The sequence below is a fragment of the Thalassospira sp. MIT121401 genome (assembly GCF_047125595.1).
In the GTDB taxonomy this organism is placed as follows: domain Bacteria; phylum Pseudomonadota; class Alphaproteobacteria; order Rhodospirillales; family Thalassospiraceae; genus Thalassospira; species Thalassospira povalilytica.
This window is the reverse complement of the sequence record NZ_CP138926.1, coordinates 3,635,605-3,652,543: the sequence shown is the minus strand read 5'-3', so window position 1 is coordinate 3,652,543 and position 16,939 is coordinate 3,635,605. Positions and strand designations below refer to the sequence as shown.

At 56.2% G+C, this 16,939-nt stretch carries 13 protein-coding genes; 5 read left to right on the top strand and 8 right to left on the bottom strand.

The features are described from left to right. Positions 1–23: 23 nt before the first annotated feature. On the bottom strand, positions 24–1,067 hold the full coding sequence (locus SIB88_RS16890; RefSeq protein ID WP_206927906.1) for an alpha/beta hydrolase: 1,044 nt from the start codon (positions 1,065–1,067) through the stop codon (positions 24–26). Positions 1,068–1,485: 418 nt separating this feature from the next. Here SIB88_RS16890 and SIB88_RS16885 point away from each other — a divergent pair, with 418 nt between their 5' ends. Beyond that, positions 1,486–1,941, top strand: coding sequence for a MarR family winged helix-turn-helix transcriptional regulator (locus SIB88_RS16885; protein WP_082817715.1), 456 nt, complete (start codon positions 1,486–1,488; stop codon positions 1,939–1,941). An 88-nt stretch (positions 1,942–2,029) separates the two neighbouring features. Here the strand turns inward: SIB88_RS16885 and SIB88_RS16880 are convergent, their stop codons facing one another. From SIB88_RS16880 to SIB88_RS16870, 3 genes are all read right to left on the bottom strand, one after another. Beyond that, on the bottom strand, positions 2,030–4,093 hold the full coding sequence (locus SIB88_RS16880) for a methyl-accepting chemotaxis protein (RefSeq protein ID WP_412558607.1): 2,064 nt from the start codon (positions 4,091–4,093) through the stop codon (positions 2,030–2,032). Between the two features lie 227 nt (positions 4,094–4,320). Then, entirely contained in the window at positions 4,321–4,740 is a 420-nt protein-coding gene (locus SIB88_RS16875) for a DUF1801 domain-containing protein (protein WP_412558606.1), read from the bottom strand. Then, complete coding sequence (locus tag SIB88_RS16870) at positions 4,740–5,153, bottom strand: MAPEG family protein (protein WP_068517618.1); 414 nt, start codon at positions 5,151–5,153, stop codon at positions 4,740–4,742. The genes SIB88_RS16875 and SIB88_RS16870 overlap by 1 nt, the downstream gene beginning before the upstream one ends. Positions 5,154–5,574: 421 nt before the next feature. On the opposite strand from SIB88_RS16870, the gene SIB88_RS16865 reads away from it, so the two are divergent. After that, positions 5,575–7,167: a lysine--tRNA ligase gene (locus tag SIB88_RS16865; RefSeq protein WP_101247465.1), complete on the top strand. Its 1,593-nt coding sequence runs from the start codon at positions 5,575–5,577 to the stop codon at positions 7,165–7,167. Positions 7,168–7,294: 127 nt separating this feature from the next. Here SIB88_RS16865 and SIB88_RS16860 read toward each other — a convergent pair whose 3' ends face one another. Beyond that, complete coding sequence (locus tag SIB88_RS16860; protein WP_412558605.1) at positions 7,295–8,161, bottom strand: LysR family transcriptional regulator; 867 nt, start codon at positions 8,159–8,161, stop codon at positions 7,295–7,297. Positions 8,162–8,328: 167 nt separating this feature from the next. Here SIB88_RS16860 and SIB88_RS16855 point away from each other — a divergent pair, with 167 nt between their 5' ends. After that, a complete protein-coding gene (locus tag SIB88_RS16855) occupies positions 8,329–9,090 on the top strand; it encodes a hypothetical protein (protein ID WP_412558604.1) in 762 nt (253 codons plus the stop codon). 82 nt (positions 9,091–9,172) lie between these two features. Here the strand turns inward: SIB88_RS16855 and SIB88_RS16850 are convergent, their stop codons facing one another. Then, on the bottom strand, positions 9,173–10,228 hold the full coding sequence (locus SIB88_RS16850; RefSeq protein WP_412558603.1) for a hypothetical protein: 1,056 nt from the start codon (positions 10,226–10,228) through the stop codon (positions 9,173–9,175). 434 nt (positions 10,229–10,662) lie between these two features. On the opposite strand from SIB88_RS16850, the gene SIB88_RS16845 reads away from it, so the two are divergent. Together SIB88_RS16845 and SIB88_RS16840 are read left to right on the top strand one after the other, a co-directional pair. Beyond that, positions 10,663–11,253 (top strand): TetR/AcrR family transcriptional regulator, encoded by a 591-nt coding sequence (locus tag SIB88_RS16845; RefSeq protein WP_412558602.1) that lies wholly within the window; start codon positions 10,663–10,665, stop codon positions 11,251–11,253. Positions 11,254–11,872: 619 nt separating this feature from the next. Continuing rightward, positions 11,873–12,463, top strand: coding sequence for a DUF4136 domain-containing protein (locus tag SIB88_RS16840; protein WP_412558601.1), 591 nt, complete (start codon positions 11,873–11,875; stop codon positions 12,461–12,463). A gap of 109 nt (positions 12,464–12,572) precedes the next feature. On the opposite strand, the gene SIB88_RS16835 is transcribed toward SIB88_RS16840, so the two are convergent. Together SIB88_RS16835 and SIB88_RS16830 are read right to left on the bottom strand one after the other, a co-directional pair. Then, positions 12,573–13,448 (bottom strand): branched-chain amino acid aminotransferase, encoded by an 876-nt coding sequence (locus SIB88_RS16835; RefSeq protein WP_412558600.1) that lies wholly within the window; start codon positions 13,446–13,448, stop codon positions 12,573–12,575. A gap of 133 nt (positions 13,449–13,581) precedes the next feature. Beyond that, a complete protein-coding gene (locus tag SIB88_RS16830; RefSeq protein WP_412558599.1) occupies positions 13,582–16,788 on the bottom strand; it encodes a CHASE domain-containing protein in 3,207 nt (1,068 codons plus the stop codon). Between the last annotated feature and the right edge of the window lie 151 nt (positions 16,789–16,939).

Genomic DNA, 16,939 nt, shown 5'->3' with positions numbered 1-16,939 from the left:
AGGTTTCGTGTCAGACCGGGTGATCAGTTGCCATGAAGGGCCGTGTGCAGGTACTGGGCTGCCTGGGCAATCGCGCCTTTGGCGGCCGGGGTATCGGCAAGGGCATTAAGCATGACAAAATCATGGATCGTTCCGTTATATCGGGTGACCGTGACATCGACGCCAGCCTGGGACAGTTTGCGAGCATAGGCTTCACCTTCGTCACGCAGCACGTCATTTTCAGCCGTAATCACAAGAGCAGGTGCCTGTCCGGAAAGCTGTTCGGCGCTGGCATGGATCGGGGTTATTTTCGGGTCCTTACGATCAACGCCTTCAGGCAGGTACTGGTTCCAGAACCATTCCATTGCCGGTTTGGTCAACCATGGGCCATTGGCAAAGGCACGATAGGAGCCATTGTCAAAATCGGCATCGGTCACCGGATAGAACAGGACCTGGGCGGTGATGGCCGGACCTTTGCGTTCCTGGGCCAGAAGCGAGACCACCGCGGTCATGTTGCCCCCGACACTGTCACCGGCAATCGCAAGGCGGGTCGGATCGATATTAAGCTGTTCACCATGTTCGGCGACATATTTGGTCACGGCGTAATCCTGTTCGATGGCGATCGGATAACGCTGTTCGGGTGAACGTTCGTAATCGACAAAGACCAGGGCGGCATTGGCGCGCACGGCCAGTTCACGGACCAGGCGGTCATGGGTGCCGGTATCGCCCATCACCCAGCCAGCGCCGTGGAAATAGACAATTGCAGGCAGGCGATCCTGATTTCCGGCCGGGCGGATGATGCGGACTTTTGTCTGGCCGGTAGGACCGACGCCAAAGACGGTATCGGTAATATCGACGGCCGGTTTGGCAATTTTGCCGGACTGGGCACCGGACAGAACATTGCGGGCCTCGGTCGGGGTCAGGGTATAGATCGCCGGGCCGCCCGATGCTTCCAGGGCATTGATGAAGTTCCGGGTGGTCGGTTCAAGAACCGGTTCAGCAAAAGCAGCAGAAGAGGCAATCGCGGTCGAAAAGGCCAGTGCGGCAGATACTGCGGCGGTGGCAATTTTTGATTTCAATGGGCTCATGGGTCTGTTCCTTTGATCGGCCCGGTAGCGGGCGCTGTGTGTCTGTGTGGAATTATGTATCGCACACAATTTAATCGCGCACGATATAAAAAATGAAATAGCAGGCATGCAAATGAATCGCTTGTAATTAAATCGTGAACGATATAAATTATCGGGCTTTGTGTTTCAAGCCGATCCAGATTGCACCGAAGGTTTCGTGAAGCAAACGGCAGAAAGCTTAAGAAAAAAGCAGAAAAACCCGCAGGAAACCGGCAGGAAAGCCGAAAGTGATCCTGTGACGTCGCCCAAAGGTCGGGCCGCGGGTTTGACCATAACCGCCGCCCGCTATATGTCAGGGCACCATATATATAGATGTCAGGACACCGTGTGGTGATCTGACAAAGACGCGATGCCCGACAGTTTCAGACAGGATGAACCGATGAAAGACACGTCCAAGGAAGACTTTTTGCAGCTTGAAAAGTTTCTGTGCTTTTCGGTTTATTCGGCAAGCCATGCCTTTAACCGGATCTATAAGCCGCTGCTTGACCAGATTGGCCTGACCTATCCGCAATATCTGGTGATGGTCAGCCTGTGGCAGGAAGACGACCAGTCGGTTCGCAGCATCGGTGAAAAGATGTATCTGGAATCCAGCACCCTGACACCGTTGCTTAAGCGGCTCGAAGCCAATGGTCTGGTCATGCGCAACCGTGATCCCAATGATGAACGGTCTGTGCGCATCCGCCTGACAGAACAAGGCAAGGCATTGCGCGAAAAGGCCGAAGAAATTCCGACCTGCATTCTTGAGGCCACCGGCCTTGATATTGAAACTGCCAAGCGCCTTAATCGCGACTTGCGGGCATTGCGCGATCAGATCGAAAAACCGCGCCGCGCCTGATCATCTGGTCTGCGCAAGTGTCGGCACACCAAAACGGGGCGGTCATATGACCGCCCCGTTTCGCCACCACTCCCAATTCATTTTATGATTATGCAGCCTGTTTGTTGTGTGTGGTGAGTGTATCGATATGGGCGCGCATCACTGCAAGATGGTCACCATCAAGCGGGAATTGCAGGATGCTGTGTCCGTCTTCATGGCGGGCAACACGGGCATTGATCGGCTGATTGATGCCATCAATCACCAGTTCGACCACTTCGCCCGGACGCAGATCCGGTGACGGCGAAATCCGGACATGGGCACAGGAAATTTCCGAAAGGGTGATATTCATCGCCTGTTCGCCAAAGGTAATCCTGCCGCCGACATTAATGTCATGGACGCTGTAGGTGTCGTCATGAATGTCGGAATTCTGTACCGCAGCCAGGAAAATATCGACCTCGCGGCTCAGAAGGGCGGCTTCTTTGGCGGTGGTTTCTGCAACGGTGTGGACTTCGGATGCATTGCCGCTGACATCTTCGACCTGACCGCGGATTTCACCCATATTGCCGGCCACCCGTGTCGCGCTTTCCGATACAAAAGTCACGTTGCGCGAAATTTCGCGGGTTGCGGCATTTTGCTGTTCGACGGCCCCGGCGATCCCGGTGACATATTCATCGATGCTTTCGATCACGGCGGCAACATCGCCAATCGCACGGGCCGAACGGTCGGCGACTTCCTGAATGCGGGTGATGCGCTGGGCGATTTCATCGGTGGCGTTTGATGTTTGTTTGGCAAGGGTTTTGACCTCGCCTGCGACGACGGCAAAGCCTTTGCCCATTTCACCGGCACGGGCGGCTTCGATGGTGGCGTTGAGTGACAGCATGCTGGTCTGTTGCGCGATCGAGGTGATCAGGCTGACCACTTCGCCGATTTCGCTCGCCACTTCCTGAAGGTTCTTCATTTCTTCGCGCGAGACTTCGGAATGGCGCACGGCATCACGCGACACATCGGTAAAGTTCGAAACATGGTTCGAAATTTCTTCGATTGATGCCACCATTTCCTCGACCGCGGAGCTTAGCGAACTTGCATTGCCCGACGATTGTTCGGCTTCGGTGGCGACCGTCAGGGCCAGGTCATAGGTCCGGCCCGAATTGTCACGCACACCGCTTGCACGGTTTACCATGCTTTCGGAACTGTTGAGGATACGGCCGAAAACCGCACCGATCGAGGACCCGAACACGCTGACCAGATGGTTGCGTTCATCCTGGCGGCGCATTTGAAGAGCATCGATTTTCTTTTGTTCTTCTTCAAGTTCGCGGGCGCGGATCATGTTGGCCTGGAACACTTTCATCGCATCGCCGATATCGGCAACCTCGTCGCGATACTTGCTGGCCGGGATCGGGGTATCGAGTTTGCCATCAGCCAGCGCACCAAGTGCCGACGTCAGGTTCTTCATCGGGCCGGAAATGCTGCGTCCCAGCAGAACCGACAAGATGATGGCAAGCACGGTCGCCGCACTTGAAAGGATGGCGATCATTGTCTGACCGCGAATTTCATCCTGAAGGGCAACTTCCATCGAGGCACGGGTAAAGGCGGAAACTTCCGAAAGAAGGGCTTCGACTTCGTGATCAAGGACGCTTTGTTCTTCCTCGACCTTGATGACGGCCTGCTCGAACGTGGCGGCGTCATAATTGCCGGTGGTGACCTGATCAAAGATTTCCTCGATATGAAGTTCATAATCGAGATGTTCTTTTTCGATCCGTTCAAGCGCGATCAGGACTTTTTCAAATTCCGTGCGCGCCGCATCACTGAGATCACCGGCCAGAAAATCCTTGACCATCTGATGGGCGGTGGCGATTTCGTCGTCGGTCAGGTGGGCGACTTCGGTGAAATGCGCGCGCACGGACTCAAAGGTTTCGCTTTTGTCATGGGCGGAAATATTGGCGATCCGCAATGCCTTTTCCATCAGGATGGCCTGTTCAAGCTGATGCTGCGTGATTTTTTCCAGAATACCATTCAGCGGCAGGTCGCGATGGGCGACTTCTTCGAGCTCATGCCCGATAACCGACATGGTGTAGACACCCACGGCACCCAGAATGCCGATGAACACGACCAGCATTCCAACCAGACTGTAAAGCCGGTGCGAAATACGTAAATTCTTGAAAACGCTTGGCATTGACCTTTATCCCCGATGTAGTTCTATCTGTAAAAGTATAGGAAACTACCCATAGGTATATAATACCATAGGATAGTAATATACCCTCATATGGGGAGGTATTTGTCCGCACTCATACAACCACGCACCGCCATCGCGCGGCACACGGGCGTTTCAGGGGTATTTCAGGCGTTTTTTTGGGGTGTTTTTTCAGGCTTATTTTTTTTAACCGGCTGTATGTCGCGCCATCAGGCGCGCTTTTTGCGGTCCAGATGATAGGTCAGCGCCCATCCCAAAAGGGTTCTGATCGCATTTTCAGGAAGCGGCTGATCAAGGGAGAAGATGACCGCGCGATTGCCCGAACAGGTCAGTTCGGGGTGCAAAAGGCTGCGGGCGCGGTCAATCAGGTCGGTTTTGCAATCCAGGAAGATCATCACCTGATCGGGTGTCTTTTCCTTCCAGTCGGCACGAATGGTGGTGCCCGATCCCGATATCGGGCGCCAGGCCGGTTCTCCCCATTTCAGGCTTTCCTCAATCGCACCAACCCCGTCCAGCCCGGCAGCCAGATCATGGATCATGTCGCGGATCCGGCTGATCTTTTCGCGGGCCGGGTCGGGGAAATGCGCGATTTTTGCCGTTATGGCGGGCGATTTTTGGTCAATGCCCATCACATGCCAGCAGCCATGGTCAGATTGCCAAATGTCTGAACCAGCAACCAGATACCGCAAATCACCATGGTGGCATGTTGCATCACCATGGCCGGCGGGATCAGCCGTTTGCTTGACCAGTTCAGGGTCCCGATTGCATGCATGATGCGCGCGGCAATCAGAATGATCGCAACCACCCAGATAATGTCAGACGTTGCCAGAACGGCCTCAAGCGCAAGCACAAGCAAGGTGCAAAGCGGTGCATTTTCAATGAAATTGCCATGGGCACGAATGCGCCGGCGCAGGATGCGGTCATCACCATCACCGGTCGCGATCCCCAGATCACGGCGGCGCAGCGACACAAACAAACTCAGCCCCGTAAGCATCAGGGCAAAAATCGCAACGGTACAGACGGTCACAGGAAGGGGCAGCATTGGCAAATTCCTTGTCTGATGGCACAGGATGCAAAGATCACGTCCCATACAACCATGCATTCGGGTTGCTATCAACAAAATGCCGGTATCGGGACGCTGGCCACCCCGAAAAGATCGGGGCTTTGCAATGATCTATCGGGAATGTACGGCAATTATCGGGCAGGCTTGGCAAAGCCGGGCCGATGTGGCTGTAGCGCCCGGGCCCGGCGGGGCCGGTGCGGGGCAGGGACGGGGCAAACGGGTTTGCATGAGGTCGCAGGCATGACGAATTCCGCGATTATTTGGCAGCCATGCGCAACAGATGCTTGATCTTGGGCGGTGGTGAGGTATAGCTTCGCGCACGCACGCGATCCGGGTGATCTGCCGTGCATTGGTTTTCCACGTTAATTTAACGATCCAACTGACAAACAAGGTTTCAAAAATGACAGCCGATCTTCGAGATGCCGCACTTAACAGCAACGTCTGGGCTTTTCAGGAAGCCAGCAAGCTGGTCAAGCGGTATAAACAGAAGGCGCCTGAAAAGGGCTATGTCCTTTTTGAAACCGGTTATGGTCCGTCGGGTTTGCCCCATATCGGCACCTTTGGCGAAGTCGCGCGCACAAGCTATGTCCGCCGCGCGTTTGAAACCATGTGCGATATCCCGACCAAGCTTTTCTGCTTTTCCGATGATATGGATGGCCTGCGCAAGGTGCCCGACAATATCCCGAACAAGGACATGGTCGCCCAGCATCTTGGCAAGGCGCTGACATCCGTTCCTGACCCGTTTGGCACCCATGAAAGCTTTGCCCATCATAACAACGCCAAACTGCGTGAATTCCTTGACGGTTTCGGGTTTGAATATGAATTCAAATCTTCGACCGAATGCTATCGTTCGGGCATGTTTGATGATGCGTTGCTGCGCGTTCTGGAACGCTATGACGCGATCCAGAAAATCATGCTGCCGACCCTTGGCGAAGAACGCCGTGCGACCTATAGCCCGTTCATGCCGGTCGAACAGGACACCAACAAGGTCCTGATGGCCAAGGTCACCGAGCTGAAACCCGAAAGCGGCACCATCGTTTACGAACATCCCGAAACCGGCAAGCTGGTCGAAACCCCGGTTACCGGCGGTCATTGCAAATTGCAGTGGAAGCCCGACTGGGCGATGCGCTGGTATGCGCTGGGTGTGGATTACGAAATGGCCGGCAAGGACCTTATTCCGTCGGTCGAACTTGGCAACAAGATCGTCAAGGCGCTTGGCGGTACCCCGCCGGAAGGCTTCAATTACGAGCTGTTCCTCGATGAAAACGCCCAGAAGATTTCCAAGTCCAAGGGCAATGGCCTGTCGGTTGAAGAATGGCTGACCTATGCGCCGGAAGACAGTCTGTCGCTGTTCATGTTCCAGAAGCCGAAAACCGCAAAGCGTCTTTATTTCGATGTCATCCCGAAAACCGTGGATGAATATCTGACCTTTGCCGAAAAGCTCAAAACTGAAACCGATCCGGCCAAAATCCTTCAGAACCCGGCCTGGCACATCCATGCCGGTACGGCCCCGGATCGCGACATTCCGCTGTCGTTTGGCATTTTGCTGAACCTGGTTTCGGTGTGTAACACCGATGACCGTGATCTGCTGTGGAAGTTCATTTCGCGCTATGCCACCGGTGCAACCCCGCAAAGTGCGCCGTATCTCGACAAGCTGGTCGGCTATGCGATCAACTATTATCGTGACTTCGTCAAACCGACGAAGAAATACCGTCCTGCTACCGAGGCCGAGCAAGCAGCCCTTCGCGATCTGCGCGATGCGCTGTCGAAAATCGAACCGGGCACCGATCCGTCAGACATCCAGACCGAAGTCTTCACGGTTGGCAAAAACCACAATTACGAGAACCTGCGTGACTGGTTCAAAACGCTTTATGAAATCCTGCTGGGTCAGGAACAGGGCCCGCGCATGGGCTCCTTCATTGCCCTGTATGGTCTTGAAGAAAGCGTTGCCCTGATCGACCGTGCATTGGCCGGTGAAGATCTGGGGGCCTGATTTCAGGCCGACCCGTTACCAAGCATGACAAGGGCCCGCATCGTTGTGATGCGGGCCTTTTTGTTTCGGGGCGCTGGTTTGTCGCTTGTTAGATGCTACCTGCCGCCGGTTGCGTTCAGGTTGGCTGTCAACACCGGGCGAATTCGGCGATCAGTTCATTGGTTTCCGGTCTTGATATCTGATGGCGATAGCGCAGGGCGACCACATCGCGCGTGATTTCCATATCGCGGATCGGCAAGGATACCAGACCGTCCCCCGCCGGAATTGCCGTTGCCGGCAGGATCACGGCCCCGGATCCCTGACGCGCCAGTTCAATCAGCCAATCCACCCGATTGGAACGATAGGCCGCATACAGCACATGCCCCTGATCGGCACAGGCGGCATGAAGGGTATCGCGCATTTCGCAATTGGGCCGGTCCAGCATGTTGATACTGGCAAGATCGCCAAGTGAAACGCCATCGCACCGGGCAAGCGGATGATGGGGGGCGACGACAAGTTTATAGTCCTCACGATAGAGACTATCTATGCGATACAGCGTCGGACTGGCCGGTTGGGCGGTGATGACAATGTCAAAATCACCATCACGCAGCCCGGAAAACAACCCGTCAGCCGGTGCGATGATCAGTTCGATTTCGGCCTGTGGGATGCGCGTTCTGAACCGTTCGACCGCCCTGGAAACCCTGTTATGACCAATGGTCTCGCCGATGCCGATGCTGATCGGGACCCTGTCTAATCGGGTATGGCGGATGGCGTCGGCCTTGGCTTCGATCGTTTCGGCAAGAACCCGGGTCAGGCGCGGTTTGACCAGTTTGCCAAGCGGTGTCAGACGGCACCCGGCCCGATCGCGGATAAACAGGGGGCCGCCCAATTCATCTTCAAGCTTTTTGATCGCAGTGGTCAGGGACGGTTGCGACACGTTCGATGCATTTGCCGCATGGGTGAAGTTGCGATGTTCGCATACCGCCAGAAAATAGCGGATCTGGTTCATCTCCATGACAGTCTCCCGATTTTGTCACCTTTGACAGGGTCTTCCGATCAATAACCATAGTCAATGGCTATCGTAAAATAGGGCATCGGAATTGGCGCAAACCCGGCACGTCATGGGACAAGTGTGGCACGGGATATGCCCCGGTTAACCACCAATATTCAGGAGATCTGACCATGAAAGCTGCCATCCTTCCAATCGTTTCGGCTTTGGCCTTTGTTGTGGCCGGCATGCCGGTTCGGGCACAGGAAAATGCCGCCGATCACCGTACCGCCAGCTTTATCGAAATGCCGGCCGCACCCGGTCAGGCCGATGCCTTTGCCGAATTTCTGGCCGATGCCGCGCCACTGGTGAAACAGAGCGAACCGGGAACCGCCCTTTGGTTTGCGCTTAAGGCGCAAGACACGCCGCAAGACAAGTCACAGGACAAGCCACAAGACAGGCTGGCAATCTTTGATGTCTTTGTTGATGCATCGGCGCGCGATGCGCATTTTGCCGGTGCTGTGGCCGCGGCGCTCAAAGACAATGCTGACAATCTGGTTGCCGGTGGCTGGGATCGCGGGGTTGTTGCCAATATCCGCAATGCCGACGTGCTTTCGACCAAGGATGCCACCGATCTTTACAGCGCAAAAACCGCAACATTCATCATGATCGAGGCCGCACCGGGGCAAAGTGGCCAGCTGGCGGCCCTGTTGCGCGCGGCCGGGCCAATTGTTGCCAAAACCGAACCGGGCACCTTGTTCTGGGCGGGGTTGCAGATCGACAAGACGACCTTTGCCATCTTTGACATTTTCGCCGATGAGGCTGGTCGCGCGGCGCATTTTGACGGGCAGGTCGCGGGACTGTTGATGGAAAAGTCGGGCGATCTTGTCCGGGGTGGCTGGACCGACGGGGTTGTCGCCAATGTCCGGAATTATGACATCCTGGCGATCAAGTGATGCCGCTTTGCCAACCGGGATCACGATATGCCAGATAACAAAGGCCCGCTTCATGATGAGGCGGGCCTTTGGTTTGCAATGCCTAACTTGGCGGAAGATAGCGCCGCCAGGCATGGGTTTCGAACGGGGCAAGAATGGTCTGACGGGCTTTTTGCCAGCCAACGCCAAATGCCATGACCAGCCCGCCAATGATAAAGCAGACCAGAACAATGGTGATCGACGGATCGATGGAAACGCCTTCGAACCCGGATTGCAGCAAATAGCCGACATAGATCAGTGCGCTGATGATCGGGGACCGGCGATCAACAATCAGCGAAAACAGCATGGCAAGAACAATGACCGGCACCATCACCCAGGGCGACGCGTCAAAGGCAATGGCGACCGAATGGATGGTCATCGGTGCGCCCATGACATAAAGCCAGAATGCACATTCCGCCCAGCCATTGATGCGATCGGGATCGCGACTGTCGATGAAAACCCCAAGCCCCAAAAGCAAAAGTCCGGTTGCGGTGATCAGGTAATGCAAATAGCTGCTGATGGCCGGGCCGATGGCGGCGGTCAATGCCGACCACAGGACGCCAAGGATGCCTGCGGCAATCAGCGCAAAGGAAACCGGCAACCGGTAACGCAGGAAAAAGCCGACCTGAAAGGCAAAGCCGATCACCGAAACCACAACAAGCACATTGCTCGACCGTTTGCCGAAATCAACGACATCATCCAGCCCCGACATTTGATCGGGCGTGCTGGTCAGCGACATATAGATCGCAACCGCATAGAGCATGATGGTCACGCCAAGCGATGCCATGATCGCAATCGATGGCAATGCCGCCTTGAGCTTGCCGGCGATATATTCCGCCAGCACCACATAACCGGCAATCGCGACAAGCGGTGCCACCCAGAATGCCGGACTTGCGGCAAGCATGCCCCAAAGAATGAACCAGCCAATGCTGAGTGCGACGACGCCAAGGGCGATGAAAATGTCATTCATTCCGCGAAACAGGGTGAATTTCTCGGTCTCGGCGGCTTCGTGCGATTGCGCGATCAGGAAGCTTTCCAGTCTGGCAAAGGATTCTTCGCTGATGACGCCAGCCGCGATGGCGTTCCTGATTTCAGCGATGGAAAATTGTCGGTTTTTCATGGGGCGCGTGGTTCCGTTGGTTTTTAATGTCCGGACGCCTTGTTGATAGCGCCCAATGCCGACGGGATCAATTTTTACGAAATATCAGAAAAATCGCAATTTCACGTGATGCGGTTCCGCTGTGGTTGCGGTGCGGCTTTGCCACAACGCCGGGTGGGGCCTGGTTTCCAAAGCGTCGCGGATGGCACATTGTCGCCAGGGTGTCGTCTCCGGGATGTTCTTTTAGGCGCATCGTTTCCAGAACACCGTTTCCGGAACGCCGTGTTTGGAACATCGTTTTTTGGCATCGTTTTTTTTGGCATCGTCTTTGAGGCCGTTTGGGGAGCGCGTCATCGACCAATCCCCCTGCGTCGCGCAACCGGATGGTCGGCATTGACGATTTTTTATTGATTTCGTGTATAAGTCAGTTAACTGACTTTAATGGGACTGAATTGATGGCAGGCAAACTGACTTCCGGGGAAAAGCGCCAGAAACTGGCGCGTGCGGCGATGAATGTGATCTGGCGTGACGGGTATCATGCCGCCACCATCCAGGCCGTCGCTGACGAGGCGGGCCTGCCGGCCGGGGGCGTGTTTTATCGTTTTCCCAAAAAGCACGATCTTGCCCAGGCCGCCCTTGAAACCATGGAAAACGAGTTCACGCCGCTTTTGGCCAGCATCGCGCCCAATGGCACGGTGCGCCAACGGCTGTCGATCTTTTTTGACTATCTTGATGCGATGACCCCGCGCCGGGTCAGCCATGGCTGCCCGCTGGCAAGATTGATGCTTGATCTTCCGGCTGACGGGGCCTTTGACCCGGCGCGTCAGACCGGGCAGGCGGTGTTTGACGGTTTGATCAATTGGGTCGCCGGGCAACTCGCCAGGGCCGGCATGGCTGATGAACGCGCAAAGACCGAAGGTCGCCGGATGATCCTGCGCTGGCAGGGGGCGATCATCCTTGCCCATTCCATGGCCGACCGCGCGATCCTTGATGATGAAATCCGTGACCTGCGCGATACCGCCAACCGGCTGATCGACGGGGCGTAAAGGGGCAGGTAAACGCGGCAGGGTGCTGTCAGAGGTACCGACTGCCCGGGGCGTAGTGCTGCGGACCATCAGCGCCTCCGGACCTTAGCACCACGCACGTTAGCACCACAGCACCACAACGCCGCAGCGTCTCCATGCCCTGAGCCAAGGCGGCGAAGTGGCCGCTGATGGCCCGCACACCACCGGGCGGTTACAGCCGATTGGGTCCTGCGCACCGATTATGTCGGATGCCCGCGCCCACGCCCACGCCCACGCCCACGCTCACGCCCACGCTCACGCCCACGCTCACGCTCAAAGCTCGCTGTCGGAAGCGCGAAGCCAGAAGTTTGAGGCCCAAGCCTCACGCCCCACGCCCCACGCCCCAAGCGTGCGCCCTTAAGGCCGGATCAGGCAAGTTCTCTATGACTGCGCCTGTCACTCGGCTTGCCGATTGCCATCAAACCCGGGCGAGGCTGGGGCTGTTGGGTGGGGGCACCGAAGCGGGCGCAATTGATCGAAAAACACATACTGTCAGCATGCGCTTACCATTATTTTGGCAATTTATGATGGTGTAATTCCTGTTGTGAAACGTCATAGTAAGTAGCCAGAAAAGGCCGCAACAGGACAAAGGATACGGGACATGACAAAGATGAAACTTGTCATCGCGGGCGTGATGACCCTGATGCTTTCGGCATGTGCCGCAAGCGGTCCGCGGATTTATACCGATGTTGATCCGGCTGCGGATTTCAGCCAGTTCCGCACATTCGCCTTCATGGAAGAAGCGGGCAAAAACGCCGAGGCCCAGTATCAGACCCTATCGGGGCAGCGGATCGAGGATGCAATCAGCACCGCCCTTGAGGCGCGCGGTTATCGGGTGGATATCCACAATCCCGATATCCTGATCAACTTCCATCTCAAGACCCAGGAAAAAACCCGAAGCTCCCCGCCGGTTTATGTTGGCGGCTATTACGGATATCGCAGCGGCATGTATGTCGGCTGGCCGGGCTATGTCGAGCCGGGCTATGTCGATACCTATACCGAGGGCACGCTGACAGTTGATATGGTCAATCGCCGTACCAATCAGATGGTCTGGGAAGGCACGGCTGTTGCGCGCGTCACAAGCTCGGTACGCGAAGCCCCGAACGAAACGGTGCGCAACGCCGTGGCATCGATCTTTGCGCAATATCCCTATGTCGCGGGCAGTGGCGTTGCCGTGCCACCGGTACAGTAATCCAACTGTTCGTCGACAAATTGCCAAGAAGAACCACCAAACAGAAAAGGGCCGGAAAACCGGCCCTTTTTTAGTCGATATCGCCTTGTGGTCAGTCGGCGCTGGATGATCAGTCAGCACTGGCGGCGGTAAAGGCCATGTAAAGGTCCTGGGCGCGCCGCGTGATCGGGCCCGGTTGCAGGTTGCGGTCATCAAGTTTGACGCATGGTGCGACCTTGTAATAGTTGCCGGTGCCAAAGATTTCGTCGGCGGCTTCGAGTTCCTCGTATTTGCAGGTTTTCTCGACCACCTCGACGCCGTCTTCACGCAAAAGCGTGATCACGCGCTGGCGGGTCAGACCATTGAGGAACGTACCATTGATCGCCGGGGTGTAAACCGTGCCATCCTTGGCAAAGAACAGGTTGGCATAGGAAAATTCCGCAACATTACCAATCGGATCAAGCATCACGCCGGTGTCAAAACCGGCATCGGTGGCCTCGGTCACCGCACGGCCGACGTTCGGATAAAGACAGGCGGCCTTTGCCTCGGTCGGTGCACTTTCGGGTGACGGGCGGCGGAAGCTTGATTTGCGCGCGGTAAAGCCGGTCTCGATGGCGGCCGGGATTTCGGATACCGAAATGCACAGAACGAATTGTGTGCTATCAGGGTTCGGGGCCAGGAAGCCGTCGCCACCATAGACAATCGGCTTGATATAAAGGGCCAGTTCCGGATCAAATTTCTGAACGCCGTCCTTGACCAGGGCAACGATTTCATCGGTGGTGATCGACGGTTTAAGCCCCATCAACTGCGCCGAACGCAGCACACGGGCACAATGCGGATAAAGATCGGGCATCTTGCCATTCATGCGGCGCGCCCCGTCAAACACGGTCGATGCCATCCATACACCATGGGTCTGCGGCCCCATGATGTTGGGGTTACCTTCGTACCATTCGCCGTTATACCAGGTCCAGGTGGTGGGGGTGCTGTCTGTGGCGGCGTGACCCATTCTTGTACTCCTGATTATTCTTGGTGGGAGCCGGGGACTGGCCCGGCTTTGCCTGTGGGGCGGTCAAATCCGGGCGTCAGAATAGGGTTTTTGCCCAAGGCGGGTCAAAGAAAACCTTGCGTGCGAATGGCTGCTATTCGTCTTGTGAGGACAGTGCTTCCCGGCGGCGGATCAGCATTCGGCTTTCGAGGCGCATCAGTTCGCGGTTGATTGCCTTGATATCAAGCGGTTTGGTGCAGTGGGCGTCAAAGCCCGCTGCCCGGAATGTCGCCAGATTGTCGTTGGAAATATCGGCCGTCAGCGCAAGGATCGGGATGGTTGCCTTGACCGGGTCTTCAAAGGCCCGGACCTGGCGGGTGGCTTCGACACCGTCAAGAACGGGCATGTGAATGTCCATCAGGACCGCGTCAAAATCATCTTGTGCGAGTTTTTCAAGCGCATCCTGCCCGTTGGCGGCCGGGGTGATGGTGTGGCCCTGCTGTTCAAGGAGCTTCTGGGCCAGAATGCGGTTGATTTCGATATCTTCAACCAGAAGCAGGTTCCAGCCGATCACGCGTTCCTTGTCCTGACCGTCAATATCCTGATCTTCGGTTTTTTCGATGGCGGCGACGGCCTCGGCCGAGCTGCGCGGAAGCGTCAATTCGAACCAGAATTCACTGCCGCGACCTTCGATACTTTCGGCTTTGATCTTGCCACCCATGGCCTTGACCATGCGCTGGCAAATCGCCAGTCCAAGCCCCGTGCCGCCATAGCGCCGCGAGGTCGATGTATCGACCTGGGCGAAGGCTTCGAAAATGGTTTCAAGCTTGTTTGACGGAATGCCGATGCCCTCGTCACGCACGGAAATGCGGAATGACAATTCATCATCGGTCACCGATTTCGGGGTCACGGTCAGATGGATGTTGCCGAACTTGGTGAATTTGATGGCGTTGGAAACAAGGTTGGTCAGAACCTGTTTGAAGCGAACCGGATCGCCAATCACCCAGCGCGGAATGTCTGCGGGGATTTCTAGATGCAGCTGGTTTTCCTGTGCCCGCGCCGGGACAAGCATCATCGAGGTGACTTCTTCGCAAATCCGGTGCAGATCAAAGGGTACTTCTTCAAGAATAAGACGCCCGGCCTCGATCTTGGAGATATCAAGAATATCGCCGATCAGCGACAGCACATGTCGCCCGGCCCCGCGAATGGTTGCCAGATAATCACGCAGCGTATCGACCGAGAAATCCTTGTCGAGATTGTCGCTGGCAAGCTGGGTATAGCCAAGGATAGAGGTCATCGGCGATCTGAATTCGTGGCTCATATGGGCGATGAATTCGGATTTTGCCCGGTCGGCCTGCTGTGCCTGGTTCATGGCCCGTTCGGCGGCCTCGCGGGCGTCTTCAAGTTCTTTGGTGCGGCGTGCGACCAGATCAACGACATATTTTTCCGTGCGGTTGAGCGAGCGCAGATAAATCAGCAACAGGATGCTGACCATGCTGCCAAAGACAAAGATCGCCCAGGGCTGCCAGTAATACAGGCTGGCAAATCCGCTATGGGACGGATGCAGGACAATCGTCCAGTCGCGATAGCCGAATGTGAAGTTCGAGACATTCGGATTGAACGGGCTTTCCAGTTCCGAGCGGATATGCTCCGCGGCGTAATCGGCCTGACGGTTGGTATAGATCAGCTGATCGGCGCCTTCGGATTTGAGGTCAGCCAGATGAATTTCAAAACCAAGCGGGATGCGCGCAACCCGGGCCGCGCGGGTGATCATATCGGTCAGGCGCAACACCCCAACCGCCAGCCCAAGCGCCGGGCCGTTGGGGTTGCGGCGGTTTTCCACCGCCAAGAATGCAAGCGAGGTGACAACCGCCGATGACGATTGTACCAGCCGGACCGGCTCGGTCAGGGTGAGGTTGCCGGTTTGAAGGGCGGTTTCAAGCGCGCGCCGGCGGGTCGGTTCGCTGGCAAGATCAAATCCGACGGCTGCTTCATTGCCCGAACGCGGAAAAACAAAGAATACCGGGTAATAGCCGTCGCGCTGTGCGGCAGGTTGCATTTCGCCGTCAACTTTTTCGCGAATGGCAAAGTTTTCAACCCCGCGCAGTGCCGCGTTTTCTTCGATCAGGGCACGAGCCCGTCCTTCGATAAACGGGGCCCATTCAAGGGCGGCAACACCGGGACGGCGATTGATCCAGGGCGCGATCATCGCATCAAAGGTATTGGCAGACACACTGCCATGCACATCAAACAGCGTCTTGACCGCAATCAGCGCATCGGTCGCGCGGCCCAGTTCCTCGCGCAGGGATGCTTCAAATGCCAGACGGTATTGTTCGGTCGAAATGCGATCGGCTGTGACAAGCTGGTTATAGGTGTACCAGGATGCCAGACCCGAAACGCCAAAACCGATCACCCCGATCACCACCGACAGGGTGCGGCGCATGCGATGCACATCATCAGACAGCCGACCGTCACGGGCCCGGGTGGTGACCGATGATATCCGTTCCATCCCCCCGGCAAGGAACAGGGTGCCAACCGAGATTGCAATCACATAGCCATACAGATTGCGCAGCCCGGCATTGATGCCCACCGTGGCAAAGGTGTTGTTGCCCAAGGCGGCAAAAACAATGATATCAGCGACAATGATCGCATTGATCAATGTCGCGCCCAGCAACCCGAACCGGGTCGCACCCCAGATGACAAAGGGCAGGGAGACAAAGATAAACAGAAATTCCGGCTTGGAAATCAGCGGCGTGGTCTGAACCGCAGAGGCAATGACAATGGACGCGATACAGATCAGCGCCAATTCCCCGTATTGCGACATTGAGCGTGGCGATGTCCGCCACTGCATCAGGCGCATGACAAGCGGCCCGACAACAATTGCCCCAACCAGATCACCCAGGAACCAGCCCTGCCAGATATCGGTGAATTTGTTGAAATCGCCAATGACCACAAGGCTGAGCGATGTGGTGCCAAGCAATGCCGACAAGGCCGGGCTGCACAGCCCGCCAAGCACAAGGAACACCACCATCTTGCGGAACTGGTCAAGCGGATAGTTGCCGCAAATCTGGCGAATAATCAGCGCCGGACCAAGGGCGGCAAGCGTATTGCCCGCCGCAATCAGAATGGAAACGGTCACTGACGGCGACGTTGCCAGATTGACCAGAAGGGCACCGATAAATACCGCAGGCGCATAGCGCCAGCCCCAGACAATCAATGCGGCAAGCGCAATGCCCGATGGCGGCCAGACAAGCGTGACACTGCTGCCAAAGAATGGCAGTTGCAAACCGGCATAGCCTGTCAGGAAATAGCCAAGTGCAATCACCAAGGTGCGTAAAATATACTGGCGTTGCAGCGTCAAACGATGTTCCTTTTCCCCATAAGGGGCACGTATGTGTGCCTTTTGCCATAATGTAAGGACGTGCAACGCGAATTTGAAGACGACCTTTGTGTAATCAAAGGTCTTTTTCCTGCAACCATGTGGTGCGGATCACGCAAAAGCGACCAAACCG

Coding starts and splice junctions, on each gene's coding strand:
- SIB88_RS16890 (WP_206927906.1), bottom strand. CDS start 1,067: ATGAGCCCATTGAAATCAAAAATTGCCACCGCCGCAGTATCTGCCGCA.
- SIB88_RS16885 (WP_082817715.1), top strand. CDS start 1,486: ATGAAAGACACGTCCAAGGAAGACTTTTTGCAGCTTGAAAAGTTTCTG.
- SIB88_RS16880 (WP_412558607.1), bottom strand. CDS start 4,093: ATGCCAAGCGTTTTCAAGAATTTACGTATTTCGCACCGGCTTTACAGT.
- SIB88_RS16875 (WP_412558606.1), bottom strand. CDS start 4,740: ATGGGCATTGACCAAAAATCGCCCGCCATAACGGCAAAAATCGCGCAT.
- SIB88_RS16870 (WP_068517618.1), bottom strand. CDS start 5,153: ATGCTGCCCCTTCCTGTGACCGTCTGTACCGTTGCGATTTTTGCCCTG.
- SIB88_RS16865 (WP_101247465.1), top strand. CDS start 5,575: ATGACAGCCGATCTTCGAGATGCCGCACTTAACAGCAACGTCTGGGCT.
- SIB88_RS16860 (WP_412558605.1), bottom strand. CDS start 8,161: ATGGAGATGAACCAGATCCGCTATTTTCTGGCGGTATGCGAACATCGC.
- SIB88_RS16855 (WP_412558604.1), top strand. CDS start 8,329: ATGAAAGCTGCCATCCTTCCAATCGTTTCGGCTTTGGCCTTTGTTGTG.
- SIB88_RS16850 (WP_412558603.1), bottom strand. CDS start 10,228: ATGAAAAACCGACAATTTTCCATCGCTGAAATCAGGAACGCCATCGCG.
- SIB88_RS16845 (WP_412558602.1), top strand. CDS start 10,663: ATGGCAGGCAAACTGACTTCCGGGGAAAAGCGCCAGAAACTGGCGCGT.
- SIB88_RS16840 (WP_412558601.1), top strand. CDS start 11,873: ATGACAAAGATGAAACTTGTCATCGCGGGCGTGATGACCCTGATGCTT.
- SIB88_RS16835 (WP_412558600.1), bottom strand. CDS start 13,448: ATGGGTCACGCCGCCACAGACAGCACCCCCACCACCTGGACCTGGTAT.